Origin of the sequence: Pantoea septica, from assembly GCF_002095575.1 — a bacterium.
In the GTDB taxonomy this organism is placed as follows: Bacteria; Pseudomonadota; Gammaproteobacteria; order Enterobacterales; family Enterobacteriaceae; genus Pantoea; species Pantoea septica.
This window is the reverse complement of sequence record NZ_MLJJ01000004.1, coordinates 111,541-137,716: the sequence shown is the minus strand read 5'-3', so window position 1 is coordinate 137,716 and position 26,176 is coordinate 111,541. Positions and strand designations below refer to the sequence as shown.

Sequence of the window (26,176 nt, the reverse complement as noted above, 5' to 3'; positions counted from 1 at the left end):
CTGCTTATTGTCCGGAAGGTTCAGGGAAAAGTTGGTTGAGCCGCGCCAGCGCCTCCTCATAGCTAACGCTGTCATGAATATGCTGACGCAGGTAATTTTCCATCTGCGGAAACAGCGCGATCGCCTGATCTAGCAGCGGATCGCTTCCAGCGGCGTAGGCCCCTACGCTGATCAGATCGCGATTACGCTGATACGAGGAGAGCAGCTGTTTGAATGTTTGCACTTTACGATAGTGCTCGCGGTCAATCAGTTCCGTCATCGCCCTGCTGATTGAGGCCTCAATATCAATAGCGGGATAGTGACCGGCTTCAGCCAGCCGACGCGACAGCACAACGTGGCCATCAAGGATGGCGCGCGCGGAATCTGCGATAGGATCCTGCTGATCGTCGCCCTCGGTCAGTACCGTATAGAATGCCGTAATCGATCCGCCCCCTTTGATACCATTGCCCGCGCGCTCAACCAGCGCAGGCAATTTAGCGAAGACGGAAGGAGGGTAGCCCTTGGTTGCTGGCGGTTCCCCGATAGCCAGCGCGATCTCACGCTGCGCCATGGCGTATCGCGTCAGGGAGTCCATAATCAGCAGTACATTCAAGCCCTGCTCGCGAAAATCCTCTGCGATACGCGTTGCATAGGCCGCGCCCTGCATACGCAGTATCGGCGAGACGTCGGCAGGTGCCGCGATGACCACCGCGCGCCGGCGTCCCTCTTCCCCCAGGATATTCTCAATAAAATCTTTTACTTCGCGACCACGCTCACCAATCAAGCCAACAACGATAACGTCCGCTTTGGTATAACGCGCCATCATGCCCAGCAGCACGCTTTTACCGACGCCCGATCCGGCAAACAACCCCATACGCTGGCCCCGACCTACGGTAAGCAGGCCATTGATGGCAGTCACGCCGACGTCTAGCACCTGCTTGATGGGGTCACGTAACAGCGGGTTAAAAGGCGCGGTAAACAGCGAGCCTGGCGACGTACATAAAGGCGGAGGAAGGCCGTCCAGCGGCCGGGCACTGGCGTCCAGTACGCGTCCCAGCAGAGCGTTGCCCAGCGGCAGCACTTTTCCCTCTTCTGAGGTCGCGCCGTTGCTTGCCGGGTAAACACGGGCGCCGGGCAAAATGCCGTCAACATTTTCTAGCGGCATCAGAAACAGGGTCTGGCCGTTAAACCCGACGACTTCAGCTTCTACGTTATCTTTGCCACAGCCAATATTGCGTTCAATCAGACAGATAGTGCCAATCGAGAGCTTTAGCCCTACCGCCTCCATAACCAGACCTGTCGCACGCACCAGCCGGCCATAGTGTCGCCAGGGATTCAGCGCGTTGAGCTGCTTTTCGCGTCTGTCTAGCTGCGTCAGCCAGCCGCTCAGGAGAGAACTCATAGGCTAATCCTCACGACTCAGTTCGCAAAGCTGCTGCCAGCGGGTATCGATACTGGCATCCAGCTCCCCCTCCTCCGCGCTAATACGACAACCGCCAGGAGAAAGGGCCGCATCGCCATGCAGCGTCCAGCCCCGGCTCTCAAGCAGCACGCCAAACTCCGACTGCACTGTCGCCAGCTGAGAAGCGCTGACCCACAGATGTATATCGCCCTTAAATAGCGGCTCTTTCGCCAGCAGTTGCTGAATGTTTTCCAGCAAAATAGAGTGATCGCACTGGATCTGTTTTCCCACGATGCTGCGCGCAGCGGTTAATGCCAGCTGCATCAGGCGGGCCGGTATAACCCTGTCGAGCTGGTTTAGCGCCTCCTCAAAGCCATCAATAAGCTGACTGAGGCGCCCGTTAATCTGCTCCTGCCGCTCACGCGCCTCGCTCAGCGCCTGCTCGGCGCCCTGCTGTTGCCCCTGCAGTAACCCTTCCTGAAACCCCTGCGCCCGGCCTTCTTCATGGCCTTGCGCCAGCCCCTCGGCAAATCCCTGTTTTTTCGCCTGTTCACGGCATCGGTTTAGCTCAAGCTGAATATGTTCTTCGGAAAGAGGGCTTATCGCGTCACTAACAGGAAGCTGCGGCTCTGTTGGCAGACTGCTTTCTTCCAGCAAATTAGCGGGAACCCAGGTGCGCCACGCACCGACAGGATTCAACTCAGACATAGACATCTTCGCTGCCTCCTATCGTAATGTCGCCAGCTTCGGCCAGGCGACGAACGACCATCAGAATGTTTTTCTGTTCCGCCTCAACCTGGGACATGCGTACAGGGCCGCGCGACACGAGATCTTCCCGCATAATATCCGCCTGACGCTTCGACATATTTTTGAAGAATTTCTCGCGCAGTGCTGGCTCCGCTCCTTTTAGGGCGATCAGCAGCGACTCGTTGTTGATTTCCTGCAAAATACGCTGAATGCTGCGATCTTCGACCTCCACCAGCTTCTCGAACAGGAACATTTCGTCGATAATTTTTTGCGCCAGCTCTTGATCGAACTCGCGTACCGCTTCAATCGCCGCTTCTTCAAACTGCGATTTCATCAGGTTAAGTATTTCAGCAGCAGGACGTATGCCGCCCATTTTGCTGCGCTTGATGTTCTGACCATGCAACAGACTGTCGAGCACTTCTGTCAGCTCCTGCAGCGCGGCAGGCTGGACACCGCCGAAGGTGGCGATACGCAACATAATGTCGTTGCGCTCGCGCTCTTCAAATTTCGCCAGTACATCAGCAGCCTGGTTGCGCTTCAGATGCACCAGGATAGTGGCGATGATCTGCGGATGCTCTTCCCGGATCAGATCAAACACCGATACCGGATCCATCAGATTTAGCGTTTCAATACCATTGGCATTGCTCTGCGACTCCAGCAGATCTTCCAGCAGGCTGCTGGCGCGCTCTTCGCCCAGCGCTTTCACCAGTACGCTGCGCAGATAATCATTGGTATTAATGTTCAGCGCAGCGAATTCATCTGAGTCACGCTTAAAATCCTCAAGCACTTTTGAAAGTTGCTCGTGGGTAAAGCTGCTCATCGTGACCATTGAACCACTGATTTGTGTCACTTCGTGGGTACTTAAATGTTTGAAAACATCGGCAGCGCGCTCTTCCCCTAGCGTGAGCATTAAAATGGCGCTTTTTTCAAATGCATTCATGGTTTCTTTTGCTCCTGGTTCAGCCACTGACGGATAACAAGCGCAATAAGCTGAGGTTCGTTAGCGGCCAGATCGCGCAGCTGCTGCGTTCCTACCTCCATATCAACACGCTGCTGTGCCTTCTCCAGTCCGCGTTTTTCTTCCTGCGCCTTGCGGGCGTTGATTTCCGCTTCACGGGCTGCATCTTCCAGCTCATAGCGCTGACGAACAAATTCCTGATGTCTGAACCAGGCGGGCTGCACCAGCTTGCGCCAAAGCACGAGTCCCACAATGATCACCAGCAGATACCGCGCAGCCGATATCATCAGGTTGATAAACGCAGGCTGTTTCCAGAACTCAGGAATTTTGTCTGCGTGCTCATCAACTTTAAAGGCGGTGTTGACCACGTTAACCGAATCGCCCCGTGCGGCCGTGAAGCCTATCGTCTCTTTGACCAGCAATTCGATCTGCTTCAGCTGTTCTTCACTAATTGGCTGCGCTTTGCCTTCGCTGTCATTTTGATAGTTCACCACCACGGCCGCTGAAAGACGTACCAGCGTGCCGAGGTTACGACGGGTGTGGGTCAGCGTACGATCCAGCTCATAGTTAGTGGTTTCGCCTTTATCGCTGCTCCAGGGAACCAGCGTCGTATGGGTGCTGGCAGTGCTGGAGTCTGTGTTCTGCTTGTTATCTTTTGTAACAGGCGCTTTGGCAGGCGTGGGGGGTTGGTTAGAAAGCGCGCCCGGCACACCTTCAGGTCCTTTGCGTCCTCCCTGCTCGGTGACGTTGCTTTGACGACTGCGGATCGCCATCTGCTCAGGCGCCGTATTAGGCTGATACTGCTCCGATGTTTGCTCATGAAAGGTGAAATCAACTTGCGCGGTGACCTGTGCCCGCACATTGCCCGCGCCGACAACAGGTGCCAGAATCGCCTGGATACGACGCTGATAATCTTCTTCGATATCATGGGTGTATTTCAGCTGAGAGGTTTGAACAGCGCGTTCTCCGCTCTGCGAAAGCAGATGGCCGTTTTGGTCCAGAATGGTCACTTTATCGGCTGCAAGGCCAGACACCGCGCTAGAAACCAGATAGGCGATAGCGTTAGCCTGCTCCGCATCCAGCGTACGCCCAGACTGCAAATTCAGCGTCACTGACGCGGAGGGCGCCTTTTGCTCCTGAACAAATAGCGAAGGCTTAGGAATCGCCAGGTGAACCCGGGCATGCTGAACCGGCCCCAGCGTTTCGATAGTACGTGAAAGCTCGCCTTCAAGGCCGCGCTGATAGTTGATCTGCTCGCTGAACTGGCTGATACCGAATTTTTCGCGGTCGAGCAGCTCAAAACCGACCGCCCCGCCCTTTGGCAACCCCTGCTGAGCAAGTTTGAGGCGCACTTCGTACACCTTATCTTCCGGTACCATAAGGGCACCGCCCTGCTCGAAGCGATAGGGGATCTGCATCTGCTGAAGTTGTGCAATCACCGCTCCGCCATCCTGCTCGCTGATATTGCCATAGAGCACGCGATAATCTGGGGTTCTCGCCCAGAACAGCATTGCTATCAACAGGGTAATTAATAAGGTAGCGGAAAAGATCAGGGTGATTTTTGGATTAGCCCGGATACGCTCCAATGCAGCCATTACATTGACTGTATTGTTCGATGTTTTATCTTTTTTTTGGCAGTCATGCCGTAATCCTGTATCAGAAATTAAGTGACGCCCTGGAAACACAATCGCCCTTAGTCGCAATCTGGAAAGCAACATTGGTAACGCAGGCTAACAATTCACCGAGAATTTAAAGAGCGATTATTATCGGTTAATTTGGCGAAAAGCTAATGTCTGATAAGCTGAAATTTCTGTTAGCTTATTGCTGCATCCTGAATGGGCTTTTTTTGCTTATAATACCTCCACCAAATATATATAAAAAACTCAACCCCGTCTTAATGCTTCAGAGATAATTAACCAGAGAGAGAAAGCTGATGTCTATTCAGGCAATGAACACTGTGCTGCAAAAAATTAAGCAGCAGGCTGAAAGCAGCACATCTATCCATTCGTTTGGGAAAATTGACTTTGGCCAGCAGCCAGATGCCAGCCAAACGTTTTCAGGCATATTAGCAAACAGTATTAATGATGTTAATAATATGCAGCAGCAAGCGCGCACGCTCTCTCAGGATTATATTTCCGGGAAACCCGGCGTAGGCCTAAATGATGTGATGGTTTCTATGCAAAAGTCATCTATTGCCCTGAACTTTGGTATACAGATGCGTAACAAAATGGTCAGTGCTTATCAGGAAATTATGAGCATGCCAGTTTAACTCGACGGTTCGTCGCTGCCGTGATGTTCCAGCGTGTTCAGATCTGCACAATGTAACCTTGTCTGGCTTTGTGCGCATTTCCATGTCGGGCTGCAAACAGAGCAGTTCGCCCGCCGCTTGCCTTTGACTGGAATAATATGTTTAACCGCTATCACAACCCAGTGGAACCAGAATATACCAGCCGGTTCACAAAGCATTCACTTTCAGATCAAGAATTAGCAAAAGTCAGCAGGCTTATTTATCAACGTGCCGGTATTGTTTTGACTTCACAAAAGCGCGATATGGTGGTCAATCGGCTTTCACGTCGATTACGCGACCTTAATTTGTCAGATTTTAACGAATATATCGCGCTGCTGGAAGCCCATCCGACGGGTGAAGAATGGCAAACATTTATTAACGCCCTGACAACGAATCTGACATCTTTTTTCCGCGAAGCCTATCACTTCCCGGTATTAGCCGAACATGCGCGTCTGCGTGCAGCAGGGTATTGCGTCTGGTGTAACGCTGCTTCTACGGGTGAAGAGGCTTATTCGATTGCCATGACGCTTGAAGAGAGCCTGGGGCCGAATAACATTGGCCCGCGCGTATGGGCAACAGATATAGATACAGCCGTATTAGGTAAAGCGCAGATGGGTATTTACCGTCTGGCTGATATTGACTGTCTGACAAAGGATCAGAAAAAAAATCACTTTTTGCGCGGCACCGGCATTAACCAGGATCGTGTCAGGGTCAAACAATCCTTGCGATCGGCGGTCCATTTCAAACAACTTAATTTGCTGGATTGCAGCTGGGACGTTCCTGCGCCTTTTGACGCCATATTTTGCCGTAACGTCATGATCTATTTTGACAGGAAAACACAGCAACAGCTCTTAACGCGCTTTGCAAAAATGCTGAAGCCCGGCGGGCTCCTGTTCGTCGGTCATTCAGAGAATTTTGTCCATCTTGCCAGCCCGTTTCGCCTGCGCGGTCAGTCCGTCTACGCTCTGGAAGCCAAAAATCGATGAAAAAGATCAAAGTACTTAGCGTCGATGACTCAGCGCTAATTCGAAAAATCATACGTGAAATCGTCAATGATCAGCCTGATATGGAGATGGTTGCCGTCGCGCCCGATCCCCTGGCGGCGCGTGATTTAATCAAGCTACATAATCCTGACGTGCTAACGCTGGATGTAGAAATGCCGCATATGGACGGGCTCGACTTCCTTGAAAGGCTGATGCGTCTGCGTCCGATGCCCGTGGTGATGGTCTCTTCGCTCACCAGGCACAATTCTGACATTACGCTCTGCGCGCTCTCGCTGGGCGCCGTGGATTTTGTCACGAAGCCACAGCTTAGCCAGAATGAAAATCTTGGCCTGTTCAGCGAGATCATCACGGAAAAAATCCGCATCGCTTCTCAGAGCCGTTTACAACGATGCTTTACGCCCCCTAAGCCTGCACCCATGCAGCGCTTTGGCAGCAAAAAAATTATTGCGCTTGGTGCTTCCACCGGTGGCACCGAAGCGCTGACGCAGGTACTGCTTTCAATGCCTGCCACCTGTCCGCCTTTAGTGATTACACAGCATATGCCCCCGGGCTTCACCCGCTCTTTTGCTGACAGGCTGGATAAAATTTGCTCAATAAAAGTGAAGGAGAGCGAACAAGGCGAAAAAGTGCTGCCTGGTCACGCGTATATCGCGCCGGGAGGAATGCATATGGAGCTGGCTTCCGCCCCGCAGGGCTATCAGATCAGGCTCAGCGATGCGCCGCCGGTCAACCGTCATCGTCCTTCCGTCGATATGTTATTTAAATCGGTTGCATGTGCAGCGCGTAACCATGCGGCAGGCGCCATTTTAACCGGTATGGGAAACGACGGCGCGCAGGGAATGCTTGAAATGCGCCGGGCAGGCGCCTGGACACTGGCGCAGAGCGAAAAGAGCTGTGTGGTTTACGGCATGCCGCGAGAGGCCGTCAGGTTGGGTGCCGTCTGCGAAATTCTCGATCTCGAAAAAATAGGCCAACGCCTGTTAAGCGCATTATTAACGCAGGATCGCTGCGGTTAATTGCCCTTTGAAATAACACGTTATGCCGCATCAGCGGCAGGTTCAACTGTTTCAGGAACACAATGCTATGACTGATAAAAACTTGCGGTTTTTGGTTGTTGATGATTTTGCCACTATGCGCAGGATTGTACGCAATCTATTGAAAGATCTTGGTTTTACCAACGTTGAGGAAGCTGAAGACGGTGTCGATGCGCTGAATAAACTGCGCCGCTCAACGTGCGATTTCATTATCAGCGACTGGAATATGCCCAATATGGATGGCTTACAGCTGCTGACTGAAATTCGTAATCATGAAGTTTTCAGCAAATTGCCCGTGCTAATGGTTACGGCTGAAGCCAAAAAAGAGAACATTATCGCAGCCGCCCAGGCTGGCGCCAACGGCTATGTCGTGAAGCCTTTTACTGCCGCTACGCTGGAAGAGAAGCTAGGAAAGATCTTCGAGAAGCTTGGTTGGTAACACCATGAATCATAATACAAATTCCCATCAGGACGATAATTTTAAAGACGTTTTCTCCCGTATCGGCAGCCTTGCTCGCCTGCTGCGCGACAGCATGATTAATCTTGGACTCGATCGCGCCATTATGGACGCAGCGGAAGCGATCCCGGATGCGCGGGATCGACTTAACTACGTTGTCGGCAAAACGTCGCAAGCTGCCGATCGCGTGCTGACCTGCGTAGAAACCGCGCGCCCTCTTCAGGACCGGCTCACCCAATACGCGCAGCCGCTTGATCGGCGCTGGGATGACTGGTTTGCCGCTCCTGTAGATGCGTCGGTCGCCCAGCAGCTGGTGATCGATACCCGTCAGTTCATCAAAGAGGTGCCGCAGATCGCCTGCCAAACGAATGAGCAGCTGATGGAAATCATGATGGCGCAGGATTTTCAGGATCTTACCGGGCAGGTGATCAAACGCATGATGGCTTTGATCGGCGATATTGAGAAAGAGCTGATTCAGGTTTTAGTAGAAAACATGCCTGAACAACCACCGGCGGCGGAAAGCGTTAAAGATAGTCTGAAAAACGGCCCTCCAATCAATATGCATGAAGCTGGCGTGGTCGCATCCCAGGATCAAGTCGACGATCTGCTCGAAAGTCTGGGCTTTTAAGTCCTGCGATATTCCTTAATCACCTTAAAAAGAGAGTTGCCGTCAGGGCAATTAACAACGTATGGCAGAAGAGAGCGACGCAGAAAAAACTGAAGCCCCTACGCCCCACCGACTTGAAAAAGCACGTAAAGAGGGGCAAATCCCGCGTTCCAAAGAGCTTACGTCACTCTTGCTACTGCTGACCGGTTGGGCCCTGTTGAGCATGGCGGGTGAACACATGGTGCGTCAGCTGGCCCGGCTATTACGGCAGGGGCTGTCATTTGAGCATTCACTGCTGCTCGACCCCGGGCTTCTGCTCACTCGACTATGCACGCTGTTCCTTGAGGGCGTGACTGCTCTGCTGCCTTTTTCTGCGGGACTCTACCTGGTCGGCCTTACCGCCCCCATGCTTCTGGGCGGGCTTCTGCTCAGCGGTAAGTCGATCAAGTTTGATCTGAAGCGGCTTTCGCCGCTTGCCGGTCTCAAGCGCATCTACTCCGGGCAGCTCTTTTCAGAGCTGTTTAAAAGCGTGTTAAAGGTGATGCTGGTCGCAATGAGCTGTACGCTTTTTCTTCGATCCAATTGGGAGCATATGATCCAGCTCTCTGCCGAGCCCTCTAAAACCGCGATGAGCGACGCGGTAACGCTCATTCTGAAGTGCTCGCTGCTGGCGGCAGTTTCAATATTACCGATGGCTGCTTACGATGTGATTTATCAGATCTTTAGTCATATCAAGAAATTGCGTATGACGCGCCAGGAAATTCGCGATGAATTTAAAGAGCAGGAAGGAAACCCGCAGGTCAAAGGGAAAATACGCCAGATACAGCGTGCAGCCGCTAACAGACGCATGATGTCTGATGTCCCTCATGCCGACGTCATCGTCAATAACCCTACCCACTACTCTATCGCCATTCAATACAAAGAGGGCAACATGGCCGCGCCGGTCGTACTGGCAAAAGGAACGGGCCTCATTGCGTTACGCATTCGGCAAATAGCCAAGGAACATCATCTTCCTATGCTGGAAGCTCCGCCGCTGGCGCGCGCGCTCTATCGCCATTGTGAAATCGGCGAACCCATCCCCGCAGCGCTTTACAGTGCGGTAGCGGAAGTTCTCGCCTGGGTATACGGGTTAAGGCGCTGGCGTGCCAGTGGCGGCCTGAAGCCTAAGACCCCAGCTAACCTGCCGGTGCCTGCAGCACTGGACTTCAATCATGAGATTCAAAATGATAGGTAACATTACCACTAAACTTCGTTTGCCTGGACTAAAAGAGACGCAGTGGCAGATCCTTGCAGGCCCGGTCTTGATCATGATGATCCTGTCTATGATGGTGCTGCCTCTACCCGCATTCGTGCTGGATATGCTGTTCACCTTCAATATCGTACTGTCGCTGATGATCCTTCTGGTGGCGATGTTTACCCAGAAAACGCTGGAGTTTGCCGCCTTTCCAACCGTGCTGCTTTTTTCTACGCTGCTCAGGCTGGCGCTTAACGTCGCCTCTACCCGTATTATTTTGATGGACGGGCACACTGGCGCGGCGGCGGCAGGACAGGTGGTCGAGGCCTTCGGCCATTTTCTTGTCGGCGGTAACTTTGCCATCGGTATCGTGGTTTTCGCCATTCTGATCATCATCAACTTTATGGTTATTACCAAGGGCGCGGGTCGTATTGCGGAAGTGGGCGCGCGCTTTGTACTGGACGGCATGCCGGGTAAGCAGATGGCGATCGATGCCGATCTTAACGCTGGTCTGATTGGCGAGGAAGAGGCGAAACGACGTCGTAATGAGGTCACGCAAGAATCTGACTTTTACGGTTCAATGGACGGTGCCAGTAAGTTTGTGCGTGGCGACGCTATCGCGGGTTTACTGATCATGGGCGTCAACATTGTGGGCGGGCTGCTGGTGGGGGTTATCCAGCACGACATGTCTTTCGCTGAAGCCGGCTCCACCTACACGCTTCTAACGATTGGTGATGGACTGGTCGCGCAAATCCCGGCGCTTATTATCTCTACAGCCGCCGGCGTTATCGTAACGCGCGTTGCGACCGAGCAAGATGTTGGCGAACAGATCATTACCCAGCTGTTTACCAACCCACGCGTAATGGTGCTGGCCGCTGCTGTTATTGGCCTGCTTGGGATGATCCCTGGCATGCCCAATTTTGTGTTTCTGCTCTTTACCGGCGCCCTGCTGGGTCTGGCATGGTGGCTACGCGGTGACGGTAGCGCAGCCAGCGCCGCTCATCGGCATCATCTGAGCGCCGATGAGAACAGTGCTGCGCTGGCAGGTGCGTCGCAGGCAGTAGAAGCCTCCTGGTCAGACGTACAGATAGAGGATGTGATGGCGCTGGAGGTCGGCTATCGCCTGATCCCTATGGTGGATGCCGAACAAAACGGTGAACTGCTTACGCGTATTCGAGGTATCCGTAAAAAGTTTGCCCAGGATATGGGTTTTCTGCCCGCTGCGGTGCATATACGGGATAACCTCGACCTGGCGCCAGGGGACTATCGCATCCTGATGAAAGGGGTAGAAATCGGCCGCGGCAGCGTTCAGCCCGATCGCTGGATGGCCATTAACCCTGGCTGCGCCACCGGCGAGCTTGAAGGTGAACCCTGCCAGGATCCCGCATTTGGCTTACCTGCATGGTGGATAAACGAGGTTCAGCGTGAACAGGCGCAAATGCTGGGCTTTACGGTTGTTGATCCCAGTTCAGTGGTCGCAACGCATCTTAATCATCTTATTGGTACGCATATTGACGAGCTGTTTGGCCGCCAGGAGACGCAGGCGCTACTCGAGCGTCTCAGTAAAGAGATGCCTAAAATGGTTGAGGAGTTGATTCCTGAAATCATTACCCTTACCCAGTTCCATAAGGTACTGCAAAACCTGCTCGCCGAGCAGGTTTCCATCCGCGATATGCGCACCATCCTGGAGACGCTGGCAGAGTATGCACCGGTGCAGAAAGAGTGCGACGAACTGACGGCGCAGGTGCGTATTAAGCTGGGGCGCGCGATTACTCAACAGTGGTTCCAGAACAGCAACGAACTTGAAGTCATTGGTCTGGATACGGGCCTCGAGAAAGTGCTTATGCAGTCGCTGCAGACCGGCAGCGCGCTGGAGCCGGGCATCGCCGAAAACTTGCTGAGTCAGACGGAAATCGCTATTCAGAAACAGGAATCTTTCGGCTTGCCGCCTGTTTTACTGGTGAGTCAGCCGCTGCGTATGATGCTGTCGCGCTTTCTGCGCCGCACTTGTCCACAGCTGGTAGTGCTTTCTACTATGGAGATCAGCGGCAATCGCAGCGTTCGCATGAGCAATATAATAGGTGGAAGACAATGAGCGCGTCAGTCAGGATAAGCGCGCTGTTTTTTCTGCTGCCACTGCCGCTCCTGGCTGCCAGCGGTGCCTGGAGTGGTAAAAGTCATGGCGGCATCGTCAGCCGCGGGCAACAGATCCTGGTCAGTCATCCCCTTACGCCTCCAGCGGGGCTCAGCGCCCGCGCCACCACAACAGGTATTCAGTGGCGCATTACGCTGCTGTCCCCGCCGCCCCTGGCTCTGCGAATAAAGCTCTGTACCCCTGAACGTTGCCTACAGCTTCCCGGCCTGAGCGGCAAACTCAATCAGCAGCTTCAGCTCTCGCCGCATGGCCCTTTTCGTTTTATCTATTCTGTTCAGCATAAAGGACAGTTGATACCCGCATTAAACGTTGTGAGCAATCAATTAACCATTAGCTACCAGGAGAGCGGGCAATAAGCAGAGAGAACCGTGAGAGAAGAAGATGGGCCAGTCAGCGAAAGCGCTGGCCCATTATTATTAATGAAACGACTGCAAATTTTGAGCTGAATACGCCTGAGCGCATTTTTTCCCCTGTTTTAATAATGTCATTTTATTCGACAACACGTTCAGATGGCGTTGTAATCTTTGCACTATCTCTTCTTCATTCCGTAGCAGTTTCTGCAAGGTATGACGTAGTCTCTCTTTCTCGCCCTCCCCATCGATTTCGGCTTGTCTTTTGATGAAATCATGCAGATAAATGATATATTTTTCGACCATTTCCATAAAATCATCCCATTTCTCCTCACGCGCGAGGTTCAACAGCATCTCGTTGGATGCCATAATCTTTTTAAGGCTTACCGTTTCAACCGTATGCATTTAACATTTACTCACGTTATTCAATTTCTTTCCAGGCGCTGGCGATATTCATCAGGAGTTCGTCAACGTGATCAATAAGGGCCGGATCGTTATGCAGGTTTGCCTGAAGAAGCGTGCGCGAAAAATAGTCATACAATGTGTCAAGCTCCTCGGCGATATGCGCACCTTTTTCACGGTCCAGCGCGCCGCGTAGTCCACTCTCAATGATGTTAATCGCTTTAGAGATCATTTCACCTCGTTCAGCAATCTTGCCCTGCGCTATACAGAGTTTGGCTCTGATCAACGCATTATGCGCACCGTCAAACAACATGGTGATCAGCTGATGAGGCGTGGCGCCGCTTAATTTACTTTGCAGGCTAACCTGAGCGTAAGCCTGAATTCCTTTTGCGGAATACATGATTATCTCTGTGTAAGTTTAAAGGGGCGCTATATCGCCCCGTGTGGTTATCTTCAGGAGAGCGAGGTCATCAGGCTAGTCAATGCATTGCTCATGCTGGTCATTTTAGACATGGTGGCATCCAGATTCTGGAACTGAACGCGATAGCGTTCTACCTGTGCATCCACCAGCTTCTGCATTTTATCGATTTGTCCCTTAACGATTTTTACCTGATCGTCGAGGCTGTCGGTGGTGCTTTTGATCTGACCGTCAATTTTGCTGTCTTCATCGCCGATAAAGCTGACGATAATATCGTTTAGCGTGTTGGCCATGCCTTTCTGGCCGTTATGATCCTGAAAAATATTGGCAATCTGATCGGGATTATCAGCGATAGCTTCGTCCAGTTTGCTGTCATTCAGCGTCATTTGTCCGGTTGTCGCATCAATAGTAATCCCGATATCGGCCAGTGAAGCGTAATCCGCGCCGCTGTCACCAAAGACACCGTTAACGGTAGAGCGAATATCGCCGACCATGCCACGCAGCATTGAGTCGCCCACCAGTGCACCATTGCTGCTGTTCGGTTTTGCAATATCTTCATCTGTCAGGCCAGAAGTGTCGTTAGGCACATACTTGGCTGCATCATTCGTGGTCGAAAGCAATGCGTTATACTGCTTAACAAAATCTTGCAGACTCTTTTTGATAGCAGAACTATCTTTCGTCAGCGTCAGCTGCTCAGATTTATAACTGTCCCCCTCTTTTTCAGACACCGCCTTCAGATTCAGGGTAACGCCAGTGATAATATCGGAAATATCATTGCTGGAGTGGGTATAGTTACTGCCGTCAACGCGTAATTTTGCATCCTGCGCTTCGGTTACAACCTGCATGGCATCCCCGTTAGTGGGATTACCATTTTCATCAACAGATGAGCCGCCATTATGACAGTTCAGGATGCCGGCAAGATCCTCATCGCCTTCCACGTCTACCGAAATGGCGCCATCGCTACCGGTGGTTTTCGAGCTGAGCATCAGCTGATAACCCTCATCAGTGCGCTGAACCGTGGCTTTGACATCCCCGCCCTGCTTGTTGATCGCCTTGGCGATATCATTAAGCGAGGTTTCATCCTGCTTCAGGGTCACCTCAATCTCTTTACCGTTTCCCTGCGTGATTTTAATGGTGCGCTCGTCGCTGCTGCTTCCGAGATCGTCATCCGCGCTGGGTTTTGTGGCGGTTTTGATTTTATGCGCGGTTGCCAGCTGCATAACCGTAATCTCATGGCTGTCGGCACTCGCCTCTGAGGTCGCGGTAGCGCTAAACGCATTATTACTACTGATGCTTAAGGTGTTAAACGCATCTTTCTGAAGGGTTTCGACACTCTTTTTCAGGCTGGATAAACCGCTGGAGATTTTGCCCCAGGTAGAAATTTTAGACTCGTAGCTCTTTTGTAGTGAAGTATAAGGACTCAGGCGTGTTTGCTCAGCGGCCTGCAGCTGGGTTAGCATGGTTTGCAAATCAAGACCAGAACCGATACCCAATGACGTCATAGTCGTCATTTTTTACTCCTTCGTCAGTTATTTGAAAGATTGCCTCTTAAAATAACGGTCAGCAACAATAAAATAATAAAAATTTCTGCCGCTGGCAGAATGAAAAAACGTCAAAAGCGCAGACATCGTCTTGTGACTTATCCGAAAGCCTAATTAAATTTACACTTCCACAAAGTTTATAACATTAATATCTCATTCCTTCCCCACCGTTACTATATGAGATTATCTTGCTCAATGCGCGCTCTTTTTCTACGTTCTATTTAGGCATCTCTCAGGCAGCCGGATTAGGCTTAAATAAAAACCAAAACTTATCAACCAATTAAAAAGCTCTTCGCATCCCTATTTTGCTGCAGCGGGTCAAACGACCGTTATAGCTGCATTAATTCAAGGTTATCGAGCATTTGATACCTGCCGATATTCTCTAACGGTAAAGAGGATGGCCAGTCTATGTGCTCTGCCTCTTTATATTGCCCGCCCTCTCCCTGCTTATTTTCTGAACAATCAGAAAAAAAACCGATTTAAAATTTTAGAAAAAAAAAGAACGCACCGATATTTTCAATGTGAGCGGAACGAAAGATAAATAGTTATCGACGTTTTTAAACATGAGTTATACCAATAAGAGGAAATCATCATGGCACAGGTAATTAATACCAACTCATTAAGTCTGGTTGCGCAAAACAACCTGAACAAATCTCAGTCTTCTCTGGGCACCGCAATTGAGCGTCTCTCTTCAGGTCTGCGTATCAATAGCGCAAAAGATGACGCTGCAGGTCAGGCAATCAGCAACCGCTTTACCGCAAGCATCACCGGCCTGACTCAGGCTTCACGCAACGCAAACGACGGTATCTCCATTGCGCAGACTACCGAAGGTGCGCTGAATGAAGTGAACGACAACCTGCAGAATATCCGCCGTCTGGCTGTTCAGGCTGCTAACGGCACCAACTCTGATTCTGACCGCCAGTCAATTCAGGACGAAATCAATGCGCGCCTGGAAGAGATTAACCGCATCTCTGACCAGACTGAATTCAACGGCGTGAAAGTCCTGAGCAAAGATCAGACCATGACTATCCAGGTGGGTTCAAACGATGGTGAAACTATCGAACTTGACCTGAATAAAATTAACGCGGATACGCTGGGCCTGGCTGACTTTGACGTCGCCGATGCAGTAGGTACAGGTTTCGGTGCTAAAGTAGGCGCAAACACCACTATTGATGATGGTACCAACAAAGTAAAAATCAGCGATGCAGATTTTGCTAAAGCTAAAGAAGATCTGTTTGGCGCAGGTGGTAAGGGTGACATCTATGCGAAAACGGCTGATGACGGTACTGTAAGCTATATCGCTATTGGTGCTAAATCAGACGGTACTAAAGTACAGACCACCGTGACCGCGACTGTTACTCCTGAGGATACCGCCAACGGTACACCGGCATCCGTCGCTTTTGCCGCAGGCACCGATCTGTCAGATGATGAGGTTGCTGCAATGAAGGGCAAACCGATGACAGAGGTTATCGATGCCGCGCTGGCCCAGGTTGACAAACTGCGCTCAGGTCTGGGTGCTGCCCAGAACCGCTTTGACTCTGTTATCAGCAACCTGAACAGCACCGTGAACAACCTGACTGAATCACGTTCACGCATCCTGGACGCTGACTACGCGACCGAAGTTTCCAACATGAGCCGCGCTAATATCCTGCAGTCTGCTGGTACGACCGTACTGGCTCAGGCAAACCAGGTTCCGCAGAACGTCCTGTCTCTGCTGCGCTAAGTACGACTCCCATATCCTTTAGATGCAAACGCCCAGCCGCCTCGGCCGGGCGTTTTTTTTGCCGCAGCACACTCGGTCATGATTACTGGCGGACAGATCTGGCGGCCGCGCAGGAATCACCTGCTGTAAGAATAAAACATCGGCTCCCTTCTCCTCCTGTCGCACAGCTATTTTTCCTTGAAAGAACAAATGAATGTCTCAACCGCAAAAAAGCCAGGATGCAAGCGTACTGAACAGCGTAAAGCAGAACCGGTAGCCTTCATGGGAGCCGCTGAGACCAGCGTTAATAAGCCGGTAGCTGTATGCGGGCATGAGAAATAGAGGCGGGATAGCGTGACAGCGGGCCTGTTGATTATGATCGAGATTAGAGACAGGAGTTAAGAGAGGATTTAGCTGAGGACCCTGCTCCGGTATTCAACCAGACCAGGGTAAATAACGTAACAACCGCAGTAGGGACATTCGCGCTTATGCGCCTGCCGTCTCGCCCAGATGTTCAACCAGCGCCATATCTTTGCTATTCAGCAGCCGCTCGATATCAACCAGAATCAGCATCTGATCATCCAGCGTGCCCAGCCCGATCATATATTCAGTGGAAAGCGTAGGTGAAAACTCCGGGGCAGGACGAATTTGATCGGTTGTCAGCGCCAGCACGTCTGAAACGCCATCAACCACGATACCTACGACGCGGTTCGCCAGATTGACAACAATTACCACTGTACTGTCACCAATAGCCGTGGATTCCAGCGCAAACTTAATGCGCAGATCGATAATAGGAACAATAACGCCACGCAGATTGGTCACGCCTCGAATAAAATCGGGTGTATTGGCGATACGCGTAACGCGATCGTAGTTTCGTATCTCCTGAACCTTCAGGATTTCAATGCCATAATCTTCTTCGCCAAGGCGAAAAAGGAGATATTCATGCCGGTTATCATCTTCGGCTAGCGCGCTGCTGCTACCTGAAAAATTCATCTGATTTACCTTAGTTTAATCATTAAAAAAGCCGTCTGTCGCGGCCATTTCCTGATACATAGCTGGCAACGCACCTACATCAAGAATCAGCGCGACCCTGCCATCTCCCAAAATAGTTGCCGCCGATATGCCCGCCACCTTGCGATAGTTGAGCTCGAGATTTTTTACTACCACCTGGTGCTGTCCAATCAGCTGGTCAATAAGCAACGCGTAACGAGAGCCGGCGGTTTGCAAAATGACAGCAATTCCCGCGCTGGCCTGGCGGGCGGTGCAAGGAATATTGAAAAGCTGCCCGAGCTTGACTAACGGCAGATATTCGCCGCGCACCTGCAGCATCTCTCCTCCCCCGGTGATGCGGTGCAGGGCGCTTTCAGAAGGCTGAAGCGACTCCATCACGGTATTGAGAGGCAAAACAAAAAGTTCGTCGCCTACGCGCACTGACATGCCGTCAAGGATAGCCAGCGTCAGCGGCAGAATAATGTTGATGGTTGAGCCTTCGCCAGGCTTCGAACAGAGCGCTATCCGCCCGCCCATAGCCTGAATGTTGCGGCGCACTACATCCATGCCCACGCCACGCCCTGAAACATCAGTAACGGTTTCAGCCGTGGAGAAGCCAGGGGCAAAAATCAGCTGCCAGACCTCATCGTCATCCATTTTGTCATCAACGGCGAGCCCCTGAGCTTTTGCACGCTCAAGGATCTTTTCTCTGTTTAGCCCGGCGCCGTCATCGGTTACCTGAATGATAATATTACCGCCTTGATGCTCGGCACTGAGGGTAAGCACCCCGCACTCTGGCTTGCCTTTCTGACGCCGCACCTCAGGCAACTCAATGCCATGATCAAGGCTGTTGCGCACCAGATGCGTTAACGGATCGATAATGCGCTCGATCAGGCTTTTATCGAGTTCGGCAGAAGCGCCTTTCTGTACCAGCTCAACTTTTTTTCCGAGTTTGCCCGCCAGATCGTGCACCAGCCGCGGGAAGCGGCTGAACACATACTCCATTGGCATCATGCGGATTGACATCACAGCTTCCTGTAAATCACGGGCGTTGCGTTCTAACTGGATCACGCTGTTATTGATAGCCTCATGCTGACCAGGCTCAAACGCACCGGCAAGCTGGCTTAACATCGACTGTGTGATAATGAGTTCACCGACCAGATTGATGATCTGATCGACCTTCTCAACAGAAACGCGAATACTGCTTGACTCTGCGCCCTGTACTGCACCAACACTTCTCGCTGATGCTTCAGCTTGCGCCGGCTTCTTTACCACATCCGCACGCTTTGGTGTCGTAACGGCTGGCGTGATGGCAATCTGTTCTGGGTTAAGAATAAAGCAAAGCACGGCGCTGATATCATCAGGCGTCGCCGTGGTTTGCAGCTGTGCATATAGTCGATCCTTCTGATTTTCAATTTTCAGTACTTCGCCGAGGTTTTTAAGCTCCTCGCTCAACAGCTCTTGTTCTTCGCAAGCCGCGACATTGAGCAAAACGTCATAAATCTTCGTTACCCCTGATGCTGCGGGTTCAGCAGCAACGTGCTGGGGAAGTTCAAGCGGCTTGCCAGGGTGGCTCTCAAGTGCTATTTGCCGCAATGCCTCGCAGATCCAGGCAAAACTATCTAAATCTGGCTCTGCAGAATGCTTACAGGCGTCAAGCTGCTCTTGCATAATATCTTTGGTTCTCAGAAAAAGATCGATATGTTCGCTGGTGATATTCAACATACCGCAGCGCGCTTCGTCGAGCAGGTTCTCCAGGAGGTGGGTGGTTTCCTGCAATATGTCAAAACCGAAGGTACCTGCTCCTCCCTTGATCGAGTGTGCGGCACGAAAAATGGCGTTAAGCTTCTCCTGGTCAGGTTGGTGCGGATTAAGCTCCAGCAGATTTTTCTCCATATCCGCCAGCAGTTCATGCGCCTCATCAAAAAAGGTTTGGTAAAATTCGGTCATATCCATCATTTTTCCACCCCTGATTCAGGCTGAGCGGCGGGTAACTGATGAAGCTCTTCCGCCGTAACGGGCCGCATGTTCAAAATCGCCTTGAGCTTTTCGTCCTCATCACTCGCCGCCATATTTTGTACCAGGGTGTCTTCGTTCAAAATCGACTCTTCTTTGTTCCGACTCAGTACCAGAATGCTGATACGGCGGTTGACAGGATCGTCCGCGCTGGAATTTTCCACGTTCATCGTATCTGCCGTGCCAATGACGCGAAGGAACTTATTCCCAGGCATCCCCCCAGCAATAAGCGCCCGGCGCAGGGCATTGGCGCGATCGGCAGAAAGCTCCCAGTTGCTGTAGCCAATATCGCCATTGGCATAGCGAAGCGAATCAGTATGGCCAGTCAGGGTAATGCGGTTAGGTAACGTGTTAAGCACGGGTACCAGTGCTTTAAGAATGTCGTTTAGGTAGGGTTCCAGCGTTTTACTGCCTACTTTAAACATTGGGCGATCGTTACTGTCGATAATTTGAATCAGCAGGCCATCTTCGGTCAGCGAAAGACGTAAGTTGGCTTGATAATTTTTTAAGCGCGCATCGTTACGAATGAGCTTATCGAGCTCCTCTCGTGCATCCGCCAGCTTGCGCTTATCTTTTTTACCTTCAATCTTTTTTAAATTGGCTTTGTTCACTTCGCCATCATTCTTGACAGGATCGGCACCGCCACCTGGAATAACGCTATCGCTCAGACTACTTTTCTCGCCATTGGAGAGCGCGACTTTGAGCGGCGTTTTAAAGTATTCGGCAATTTGCTCACGCTGAAGCGGCGTCGAGGTTGAAAGCAGCCACATCACCAGAAAAAAAGCCATCATCGCGGTCATGAAGTCAGCATAAGCAATCTTCCACGAGCCGCCATGATGCCCTCCGCCGTGGCCTTTTTTCTTGCGGATAACAATAATATGCTTTTGGCTCATTAACTTGCTCCAGAGCCTTTGTCAGCCTTAGCCTGACGCACATGTTCCTCCAGCTCCGTGAAAGAAGGACGCTCAGTAGAGAAAAGCGATTTACGTCCATATTCAACGGCAATTTGCGGCGCGTAACCGTTGATTGCAGCCAGCAAAGTGACCTTGATGCACTGCAACATTTTAATTTGCTCGCTGCTTTTCTGGCGCAGAAGGGTAGCAAGAGGCAGAATAAAACCATACGCCAGCAAAATACCCAGGAAGGTACCAACCATGGCATGAGCAATAAGTTCCCCTAGCTCAGCGGCCGGACGATCCGCGGCTGCCAGTGCGTTTACAACCCCCATGACCGCAGCGACGATGCCGAAAGCGGGAAAAGCATCCCCGACGCCGTTCAGGCTACTTGCCGGTATTTCATGCTCGTGTTCACAGGTTTCAATCTCAACGTCCATCAGCGCTTCGATTTCAAAGGCGTTCATATTTCCGCTGATCATCAGGCGTAAATAATCGACCACGAAGCAGAGCAGCACCTTATCTGCCAGCAAGCGTGGATAGGCTGAAAAAATGGGGCTATTTTGCGGATCTTCAATATCTGCTTCCAGCGACATCAAGCCGCTTTGCCGGCTTTTATTGAGCAGTAAAAACATCATCGCCATCAGGTCCATATAGAGCGCTTTGGTATAGTGCGATCCCCGAAACATATGGGGGAACGCCTTCATTGTCGCTTTGATGGCGTTACCATTATTGCCTACAATAAAAGCGCCTACGCCTGCTCCGCCGATAATAAGCAACTCAGTAGGCTGATAAAGCGCCCCTAGCTTTCCACCACTTATGACAAAGCCACCAAAAACAGTGGCGCACACCGTTAAATAACCTAAAAGTATTAGCACATGCATTCCTTAATAAAGACAATATTGCGATGGCTCCAGCAGCTGGCTTATTGCGTTCGTATAAGGAAAGCTCGCACCCTTTAAAAAGGCGCGAGTTCAAACATGACAATTCGGCCTTAGTTAGCTGCTGCCTGTAACTGTGCGCCTGCAAAAAAATTATTTTTTTTGCTGGCGCGCGAAGGCGGGCAGCACAAACTGCAAGTGAACGATTCGTTCGCAAACTCACTCGTAGTAACAAAGCCTCCTTTACAGCTGCTGCAGATTGTACGCGCGATCATTCCACAATCTATAAACCGTAATAGCGTCCAGGCCCGGGTCAGACCTAATACCGGCTTTTCTCCCGCGCTGATTGGACATTGTTCCAGATATAAGCGGTAAGCCTTAATCATGGTTTCGATTGAGCTTTGCCGTGTCGTTTTCTGAAGATAAAGATAGATATTGTAAAACATGGAAGAGTGTATATTGCGCTCCCACGCCATAAACCAGTCTGCAGAGAAAGGCAGCATTCCTTTTGGCGGCGAGCAGCCACGCAGTTCTTTATATAGCTTCAGTAAACGACGACGGCTCAGGCTGGTTTCAGTTTCAAGCACCTGAATCCGGGCGCCAAACGAAATAAGTTCTATAGCAATTTTTACATCTTTTATTTCATCCAGAATACTTTTTTCACACATTACCTACTTCTCCCCCTGATTCGAGACCGTTATGCTCATTCATTAAACTGAGCAAATCTGTTGAGAGCAAAATCCCCGTATGGATCTGCTGTAGAGCATCAACTCGAGAATCCTTAGTCAGACACTCAATGACCGCCTCATTATCCAGACGAAGCCGGAGAATAAGCTGGCTGGTTGAAGACAGCTTAATAAGCTGCGGAAGTGACAGCTCTTTTAGCATATCGATCGTCTCTTCAGGCAGCCCTAGCCTGAAGCCGGCACTGATTTGATCTTCTCGTATCAGCTGCTGAGCTAAGATCAAGTAAGATAAGTTAATATTGTGAATACTTTGCAGATAATCTTCTTTATTCGTTGCGTTCATATTATCCGTTCGCACATGCTGACGAGCTATCGCCAGGCGTGCCAAATTCAGGAGTTAAAAGGAATATTCATGCGACTATTAGTCAGCCATCATCATCGCAAGTGAATATCAGTTGAGGTGGGAAATTATCCAACATGATTCATAAACAATCAAAGTTTATTTCCGTGACGAATTATCTCAACTATTACCCTGCTAAAAAATAGAAATATATAACCTGAATTTAATAACGTATATTACTACCTTCGATATCTATAACGTCAAAACATGAACTTGCTAAATTGATTTGCGCCATATCAAAAAACTCGCAAAAAATAAATTTAACCAAATAAAAAAGAAAATTAACATTAAGAAAATTCTTACCCAGGCACTTTTAACAACTTTGCCTAACGCGGTCCTCCTTTACTTGCTCAACGCTTACAGCTTTTATGAAAATATTTACAGGTCAATGACTGAATTTACAAAATATTACATATATTTTTCCATTCGTGCGCGCAGGCGCTTAAGGGCTTGACTATGCAACTGGCTGATGCGTGTTTCGGTCAGCCCCAGAATCAAACTCACCTCCTTCATGTTGAGCTCTTGCTGGTAGTAAAGACTCAACAAAAGCTGCTCTCTTTCCGGTAGCTGCTTGATCTCTTCAGCGAGCTTGCCGGTAACAGATTGCAGAGAGAGTGTATGAAAAGGGTTAAGCAGTTCATGACGATCGTCTGTCGCCTCAAAGCTTTCACCTGCTAGCTCATTTAATTCTTCCAGCGAGCAAAACTGGCCGGTGTTAGTATCGCTCAGCATCTGATGATACTCGCCTGGCGTTATCTGCAGCTCGGCGGCGATCTCGGCTTCCGTCGCTGCTTTCCCGTTACGCTGCTCAATACGCTGAATAGCGCTGGCCATCTCTCTGGCATTGTTACGAATACGTCGCGATGCCCAGTCACGGGCGCGGAGCTCGTCCATTAGCGCCCATCGTACCCGTTGAGTAATCCATGCTGGCAAAATAATGCCTTTTTTAGGATCGTATTCATCAATGGCAGCAAGAAAACCCATCGATCCCGCCTGAATTAAATCATCAATATCGACGCTGGCTGGCAAGCGGGCCTGGAGACGCAATGCTTCGCGCCGCACAAGGCTGCCATATTTTGACCAGAGTTCGTTTTTATTAGCGAGTCCTTCTGGCGTATAGAGACCATTCACAGTGATAATATCCGGCAGTTAATCAAGCATAACTATTATCACTGAAAAACCGCCGTTTAAATAATCGAATAAGCGTTTACTATTAAGCGCAATTTATAAAGTTAACTGCGCCATTAAAAACAGAGAAATTAACGTTGTCTGTTTTTTTATTTACATTAACGACAACAGTTAACATTTACGCTTTCTCCTTTTTAACCTTAGAAAGTCGTCCAGTCATCCTCAGCCGCCGCCGTGCTGATACTCGACTCTTTTTTTGCCGCCTCAGGCACCGTTAATAAGCGGGTTTGAAGGCTCTTTGGCAGGGGAACTTTTAAGCTCGAGGTTTCTTTGATTTTAAACTGAGCCACCTGCTTTTCCAGATTTTGTGTTTCTGCTTCCATACTGCTGGCGCTGACCGCAGCCTGCTCGACCATGGCAGCATTCTGCTGGGTCACTAAATCCATCTCGTTAACGGCCTGGGCTATTTGGTTAATGCCCATGCTCTGTTCTTCTGAAGCAGAGGTAATCTCCGCCATGATGTCATTAACCTGCGTAACCGACTGCACGATATCCTGCATTGCGCCGCTGGCTCTTTCTACCTGTTGAGAGCCAGTGGTCATATTTGCCACGCACGTATTGATCAGCTCACGGCTCTCTTTTGCCGCATCAGCGCTGCGTTTTGCAAGGTTGCGAACCTCACCCGCAACGACAGCAAATCCTCGCCCCTGTTCACCTGCACGCGCGGCCTCAACGGCTGCATTAAGAGCCAGAATATTCGTCTGATTCGCAATGCTGTCAATAACGGCATTGATATCAGCAATCTGGCGAGAGCTGTTCATAATCTGCCGCATGATAGTGTCAAGCTGCGTCATCACCTCTCCGCCTCTGGAGGCGCTAACGCTGGCGCCGTCGGCTAGCTGACGAGCATGGTGCGCATTGTCTGCATTCTGTCGCACCGTTATTTTGAGTTCTTCCATGCTGGCAGCGGTTTGCTGTAGCGCAGAGGCCTGTTCCTCTGTTCGAGATGAGAGATCGTTATTGCCGCTGGCTATCTCCTGCGCGCTGCTATAGATGCGTTGGGTTGACGTACGAATGCCAGAAATCGTCTTTGATAATGAGAGACGCATATTTTCCAGCGAAGAGAGCATTTCACCAATTTCATTAGTGTTTCGGGATTCAATTTTTTCGCTCAGGTTACCTTCAGCGATAGTATCCAGCGCCTTAACGGCATAATGAAGTCGCGCAAACAGTATGTTTTTCAGCCAGAGATAAGCACCCACGGCACAAATAACTGAAGCCAGCAGGCTGACCAGACTAATAATCAGAGTCCTCTGGTAATTATTTCCCGCTTCAGTCACATACAGGTCGTTGAGATGACCTGCTATTTCGGTATAAACATCGATACTCTCTGTCAAATCGTTACGCGCTCTGATTTCCTGATCTCTGCGGTCAGGATAGCTTTGCGGGTTCATGACAAATTTCATTTTATATCTGGCATCATCCAGCATTGCGTTAAAAGCGAAATTCACTTTTTTTGCCGCCTGCATCTCCTCTTCCGTAGAAAAAGGTGTTGACATAAATTTTTCAATTGAGGACTTCGCCCCATCGATATCTTTATTAATAATATCAATACTGCGGCTATCAACGTCTTTACCCAGGCTTTTTGCCAGCATAACGGCATTTAACTGTGCAACTCCTCGGTTGATGCTGGTCGCGCTCTGTTGGAGCACCACCAGATTATCTGACGTTTCATTACTGATGATAAAGTTATCCCTGGTGGTGATTGAACCATACATACCAATTGCTATAGAGGCTACTAATAGCAGCACAAACATCAGCACAATATAGTTGACACCCCTGGATATTTTTAAATTACGAAACATTTTGATGAACCTTAAAAAAAGCTGCCTAAAGTAAAAGTCCCCGATGTTAGAGCAGCAAACAGAGTAGCGGCATCCCGGATGCCTTTAGCAGCAGATATCCTGAGCCGCTATCGCAACATAGAAAAAATGGACATATTTTGCATCGACTGGAATACCGTCATTGAGGCCGTCATGGCAAAGTCCGCCATTTTTGACTGGCCTACCAGCTGGGTCCAGGTATTAGGATCGGCACCTACGGTTTGCTCCAGCCGGGACTGAAGCCGAATGCGCTCTGTCGCTGCGTTCGTCCCCAGCGTATCCAGCTGCTGGAGCCGCGTGCCCACTTCTGCCTGGATTTTGCCAAGGTTATCAATACCGTGTTTAACTGAAACGTTAACGCTGTCGAGCGTACTCTGAAGATTTTGCCGATCCTCATCGCTTTCAACCGGCGTATTCAGTGCTGCTATCGCTTTATCAAGCGCTGCAAACAGATCGTCTGGCGTATCGCTCATAAAAACCTGGCTGCCGGTATGCCCTACCTGCATGCTGGTGCTGTCTGCGACATTTTGCGTCAGGGGTGTGTTGCCGCCCAGATATTTTCCGGCTTCATCGAAAGGCTGCGTACCTGTGGTATAACCCGAAAAAATATAGCGGCCATTGCCATTTTTGCTGTTCCCCAGATCGCGCAAGTTATTACGAATACCCTGTAATTCTTGCGCCAGCGCCTGGCGATCCTGATCGGAATAGGCACCGTTGCCACCCGCCACAATTTTTTCTGACAGATTTTTGCACAGGATGTTGCTGATAGAGGTAAGCGTCGTATCTTCCTGACCGAGCGCATCTCTGGCATACATCCTGGCTGTATCGAACTGATCCATATTAGCCAGCGCGGTTTGATAGGTGATCGCCTGCGAGGCGCCCGCAGGATCGTCTGAAGGCTTGAGTAAGGTTCTCCCGGCAGAGAGGCTGTTATAAATGTCGTTGCCGCGATTCATCGCATCAGACATGCCCTCAATGGTGCGCTGAAACATATAGTGAGAACTGAGACGCATAAAAGTTTC

At 50.5% G+C, this 26,176-nt stretch carries 25 protein-coding genes; 9 read left to right on the top strand and 16 right to left on the bottom strand.

The window, feature by feature from the left end:
• Positions 1–4 precede the first annotated feature (4 nt).
• Genes fliI through fliF form a run of 4 tightly spaced genes read right to left on the bottom strand, consistent with a single transcriptional unit; the run spans position 5 to position 4,681 of the window.
• Positions 5–1,381, bottom strand: coding sequence for a flagellar protein export ATPase FliI (fliI, locus tag HA46_RS03480; RefSeq protein WP_084882183.1), 1,377 nt, complete (start codon positions 1,379–1,381; stop codon positions 5–7).
• A 3-nt stretch (positions 1,382–1,384) separates the two neighbouring features.
• Positions 1,385–2,089, bottom strand: a complete 705-nt coding sequence (locus tag HA46_RS03475; protein WP_084882210.1) for a flagellar assembly protein FliH — start codon at positions 2,087–2,089, stop codon at positions 1,385–1,387.
• The gene (gene fliG / locus HA46_RS03470) at positions 2,082–3,068 is read right to left on the bottom strand and encodes a flagellar motor switch protein FliG (protein WP_084882182.1); all 987 of its coding nucleotides are present in this window, start codon (positions 3,066–3,068) and stop codon (positions 2,082–2,084) included. Before fliG ends, HA46_RS03475 begins: the two co-directional genes overlap by 8 nt.
• On the bottom strand, positions 3,065–4,681 hold the full coding sequence (gene fliF / locus HA46_RS03465) for a flagellar basal-body MS-ring/collar protein FliF (protein ID WP_244277500.1): 1,617 nt from the start codon (positions 4,679–4,681) through the stop codon (positions 3,065–3,067). The genes fliG and fliF overlap by 4 nt, the downstream gene beginning before the upstream one ends.
• A 338-nt stretch (positions 4,682–5,019) precedes the next feature.
• Between fliF and fliE the strand changes: the two genes are divergently transcribed.
• From fliE to HA46_RS03425, 8 genes are all read left to right on the top strand, one after another.
• Positions 5,020–5,355 (top strand): flagellar hook-basal body complex protein FliE, encoded by a 336-nt coding sequence (gene fliE / locus HA46_RS03460; RefSeq protein ID WP_084882180.1) that lies wholly within the window; start codon positions 5,020–5,022, stop codon positions 5,353–5,355.
• A gap of 137 nt (positions 5,356–5,492) precedes the next feature.
• Positions 5,493–6,359: a CheR family methyltransferase gene (locus tag HA46_RS03455; RefSeq protein WP_084882179.1), complete on the top strand. Its 867-nt coding sequence runs from the start codon at positions 5,493–5,495 to the stop codon at positions 6,357–6,359.
• A complete protein-coding gene (locus HA46_RS03450) occupies positions 6,356–7,393 on the top strand; it encodes a protein-glutamate methylesterase/protein-glutamine glutaminase (protein WP_084882178.1) in 1,038 nt (345 codons plus the stop codon). Before HA46_RS03455 ends, HA46_RS03450 begins: the two co-directional genes overlap by 4 nt.
• Before the next feature lie 67 nt (positions 7,394–7,460).
• Positions 7,461–7,850, top strand: coding sequence for a chemotaxis response regulator CheY (gene cheY / locus HA46_RS03445; RefSeq protein WP_033792015.1), 390 nt, complete (start codon positions 7,461–7,463; stop codon positions 7,848–7,850).
• 4 nt (positions 7,851–7,854) lie between these two features.
• Positions 7,855–8,496: a protein phosphatase CheZ gene (cheZ, locus tag HA46_RS03440; protein WP_084882209.1), complete on the top strand. Its 642-nt coding sequence runs from the start codon at positions 7,855–7,857 to the stop codon at positions 8,494–8,496.
• Positions 8,497–8,557: 61 nt separating this feature from the next.
• On the top strand, positions 8,558–9,709 hold the full coding sequence (gene flhB / locus HA46_RS03435) for a flagellar biosynthesis protein FlhB (RefSeq protein WP_084882177.1): 1,152 nt from the start codon (positions 8,558–8,560) through the stop codon (positions 9,707–9,709).
• Entirely contained in the window at positions 9,699–11,804 is a 2,106-nt protein-coding gene (flhA, locus tag HA46_RS03430; protein WP_425298741.1) for a flagellar biosynthesis protein FlhA, read from the top strand. The genes flhB and flhA overlap by 11 nt, the downstream gene beginning before the upstream one ends.
• Positions 11,801–12,220, top strand: a complete 420-nt coding sequence (locus HA46_RS03425) for a flagellar protein FlhE (protein ID WP_084882176.1) — start codon at positions 11,801–11,803, stop codon at positions 12,218–12,220. The genes flhA and HA46_RS03425 overlap by 4 nt, the downstream gene beginning before the upstream one ends.
• 60 nt (positions 12,221–12,280) lie before the next feature.
• On the opposite strand, the gene HA46_RS03420 is transcribed toward HA46_RS03425, so the two are convergent.
• The 3 genes from HA46_RS03420 to fliD are packed head-to-tail and all read right to left on the bottom strand — an operon-like array spanning position 12,281 to position 14,545.
• Positions 12,281–12,619, bottom strand: a complete 339-nt coding sequence (locus tag HA46_RS03420; protein ID WP_084882175.1) for a flagellar protein FliT — start codon at positions 12,617–12,619, stop codon at positions 12,281–12,283.
• Positions 12,620–12,635: 16 nt separating this feature from the next.
• Positions 12,636–13,016, bottom strand: a complete 381-nt coding sequence (gene fliS / locus HA46_RS03415) for a flagellar export chaperone FliS (RefSeq protein ID WP_084882174.1) — start codon at positions 13,014–13,016, stop codon at positions 12,636–12,638.
• 53 nt (positions 13,017–13,069) lie between these two features.
• Positions 13,070–14,545 carry a flagellar filament capping protein FliD gene (gene fliD / locus HA46_RS03410; RefSeq protein ID WP_084882173.1) on the bottom strand — a complete coding sequence of 492 codons (1,476 nt, stop codon included), beginning with the start codon at positions 14,543–14,545 and terminating at the stop codon, positions 13,070–13,072.
• 622 nt (positions 14,546–15,167) lie between these two features.
• Between fliD and HA46_RS03405 the strand changes: the two genes are divergently transcribed.
• Entirely contained in the window at positions 15,168–16,298 is a 1,131-nt protein-coding gene (locus tag HA46_RS03405) for a FliC/FljB family flagellin (RefSeq protein ID WP_084882172.1), read from the top strand.
• 465 nt (positions 16,299–16,763) lie between these two features.
• Here HA46_RS03405 and HA46_RS03400 read toward each other — a convergent pair whose 3' ends face one another.
• From HA46_RS03400 to flgL, 9 genes are all read right to left on the bottom strand, one after another.
• The gene (locus tag HA46_RS03400) at positions 16,764–17,270 is read right to left on the bottom strand and encodes a chemotaxis protein CheW (protein ID WP_084882171.1); all 507 of its coding nucleotides are present in this window, start codon (positions 17,268–17,270) and stop codon (positions 16,764–16,766) included.
• 15 nt (positions 17,271–17,285) lie between these two features.
• Positions 17,286–19,223, bottom strand: a complete 1,938-nt coding sequence (gene cheA, locus HA46_RS03395; protein WP_084882170.1) for a chemotaxis protein CheA — start codon at positions 19,221–19,223, stop codon at positions 17,286–17,288.
• Complete coding sequence (motB, locus tag HA46_RS03390; protein WP_084882169.1) at positions 19,223–20,176, bottom strand: flagellar motor protein MotB; 954 nt, start codon at positions 20,174–20,176, stop codon at positions 19,223–19,225. The genes cheA and motB overlap by 1 nt, the downstream gene beginning before the upstream one ends.
• The gene (gene motA / locus HA46_RS03385) at positions 20,176–21,054 is read right to left on the bottom strand and encodes a flagellar motor stator protein MotA (RefSeq protein ID WP_084882207.1); all 879 of its coding nucleotides are present in this window, start codon (positions 21,052–21,054) and stop codon (positions 20,176–20,178) included. Before motA ends, motB begins: the two co-directional genes overlap by 1 nt.
• A 116-nt stretch (positions 21,055–21,170) precedes the next feature.
• On the bottom strand, positions 21,171–21,725 hold the full coding sequence (flhC, locus tag HA46_RS03380; RefSeq protein ID WP_071997452.1) for a flagellar transcriptional regulator FlhC: 555 nt from the start codon (positions 21,723–21,725) through the stop codon (positions 21,171–21,173).
• On the bottom strand, positions 21,718–22,086 hold the full coding sequence (gene flhD / locus HA46_RS03375) for a flagellar transcriptional regulator FlhD (protein ID WP_084882168.1): 369 nt from the start codon (positions 22,084–22,086) through the stop codon (positions 21,718–21,720). The genes flhC and flhD overlap by 8 nt, the downstream gene beginning before the upstream one ends.
• 465 nt (positions 22,087–22,551) lie before the next feature.
• The gene (locus HA46_RS03370) at positions 22,552–23,274 is read right to left on the bottom strand and encodes an RNA polymerase sigma factor FliA (RefSeq protein ID WP_084882167.1); all 723 of its coding nucleotides are present in this window, start codon (positions 23,272–23,274) and stop codon (positions 22,552–22,554) included.
• Positions 23,275–23,471: 197 nt separating this feature from the next.
• A complete protein-coding gene (locus HA46_RS03365) occupies positions 23,472–25,136 on the bottom strand; it encodes a methyl-accepting chemotaxis protein (RefSeq protein WP_084882166.1) in 1,665 nt (554 codons plus the stop codon).
• 107 nt (positions 25,137–25,243) lie between these two features.
• Entirely contained in the window at positions 25,244–26,167 is a 924-nt protein-coding gene (gene flgL / locus HA46_RS03360; RefSeq protein WP_084882165.1) for a flagellar hook-associated protein FlgL, read from the bottom strand.
• Between the last annotated feature and the right edge of the window lie 9 nt (positions 26,168–26,176).

What these genes read in the sequence shown, in the direction of transcription:
- fliG (WP_084882182.1), bottom strand. Translation starts at nt 3,068, where the DNA reads ATGAATGCATTTGAAAAAAGCGCCATTTTAATGCTCACGCTAGGGGAA.
- fliD (WP_084882173.1), bottom strand. Translation starts at nt 14,545, where the DNA reads ATGACGACTATGACGTCATTGGGTATCGGTTCTGGTCTTGATTTGCAA.
- fliE (WP_084882180.1), top strand. Translation starts at nt 5,020, where the DNA reads ATGTCTATTCAGGCAATGAACACTGTGCTGCAAAAAATTAAGCAGCAG.
- HA46_RS03475 (WP_084882210.1), bottom strand. Translation starts at nt 2,089, where the DNA reads ATGTCTGAGTTGAATCCTGTCGGTGCGTGGCGCACCTGGGTTCCCGCT.
- HA46_RS03455 (WP_084882179.1), top strand. Translation starts at nt 5,493, where the DNA reads ATGTTTAACCGCTATCACAACCCAGTGGAACCAGAATATACCAGCCGG.
- fliS (WP_084882174.1), bottom strand. Translation starts at nt 13,016, where the DNA reads ATGTATTCCGCAAAAGGAATTCAGGCTTACGCTCAGGTTAGCCTGCAA.
- flhB (WP_084882177.1), top strand. Translation starts at nt 8,558, where the DNA reads ATGGCAGAAGAGAGCGACGCAGAAAAAACTGAAGCCCCTACGCCCCAC.
- cheA (WP_084882170.1), bottom strand. Translation starts at nt 19,223, where the DNA reads ATGGATATGACCGAATTTTACCAAACCTTTTTTGATGAGGCGCATGAA.
- motB (WP_084882169.1), bottom strand. Translation starts at nt 20,176, where the DNA reads ATGAGCCAAAAGCATATTATTGTTATCCGCAAGAAAAAAGGCCACGGC.
- flhA (WP_425298741.1), top strand. Translation starts at nt 9,699, where the DNA reads ATGATAGGTAACATTACCACTAAACTTCGTTTGCCTGGACTAAAAGAG.
- flgL (WP_084882165.1), bottom strand. Translation starts at nt 26,167, where the DNA reads ATGCGTCTCAGTTCTCACTATATGTTTCAGCGCACCATTGAGGGCATG.
- flhD (WP_084882168.1), bottom strand. Translation starts at nt 22,086, where the DNA reads ATGAACGCAACGAATAAAGAAGATTATCTGCAAAGTATTCACAATATT.
- HA46_RS03400 (WP_084882171.1), bottom strand. Translation starts at nt 17,270, where the DNA reads ATGAATTTTTCAGGTAGCAGCAGCGCGCTAGCCGAAGATGATAACCGG.
- flhC (WP_071997452.1), bottom strand. Translation starts at nt 21,725, where the DNA reads ATGTGTGAAAAAAGTATTCTGGATGAAATAAAAGATGTAAAAATTGCT.
- HA46_RS03405 (WP_084882172.1), top strand. Translation starts at nt 15,168, where the DNA reads ATGGCACAGGTAATTAATACCAACTCATTAAGTCTGGTTGCGCAAAAC.
- HA46_RS03450 (WP_084882178.1), top strand. Translation starts at nt 6,356, where the DNA reads ATGAAAAAGATCAAAGTACTTAGCGTCGATGACTCAGCGCTAATTCGA.
- fliF (WP_244277500.1), bottom strand. Translation starts at nt 4,681, where the DNA reads ATGGCTGCATTGGAGCGTATCCGGGCTAATCCAAAAATCACCCTGATC.
- fliI (WP_084882183.1), bottom strand. Translation starts at nt 1,381, where the DNA reads ATGAGTTCTCTCCTGAGCGGCTGGCTGACGCAGCTAGACAGACGCGAA.
- cheZ (WP_084882209.1), top strand. Translation starts at nt 7,855, where the DNA reads ATGAATCATAATACAAATTCCCATCAGGACGATAATTTTAAAGACGTT.
- HA46_RS03420 (WP_084882175.1), bottom strand. Translation starts at nt 12,619, where the DNA reads ATGCATACGGTTGAAACGGTAAGCCTTAAAAAGATTATGGCATCCAAC.
- cheY (WP_033792015.1), top strand. Translation starts at nt 7,461, where the DNA reads ATGACTGATAAAAACTTGCGGTTTTTGGTTGTTGATGATTTTGCCACT.
- HA46_RS03425 (WP_084882176.1), top strand. Translation starts at nt 11,801, where the DNA reads ATGAGCGCGTCAGTCAGGATAAGCGCGCTGTTTTTTCTGCTGCCACTG.
- HA46_RS03365 (WP_084882166.1), bottom strand. Translation starts at nt 25,136, where the DNA reads ATGTTTCGTAATTTAAAAATATCCAGGGGTGTCAACTATATTGTGCTG.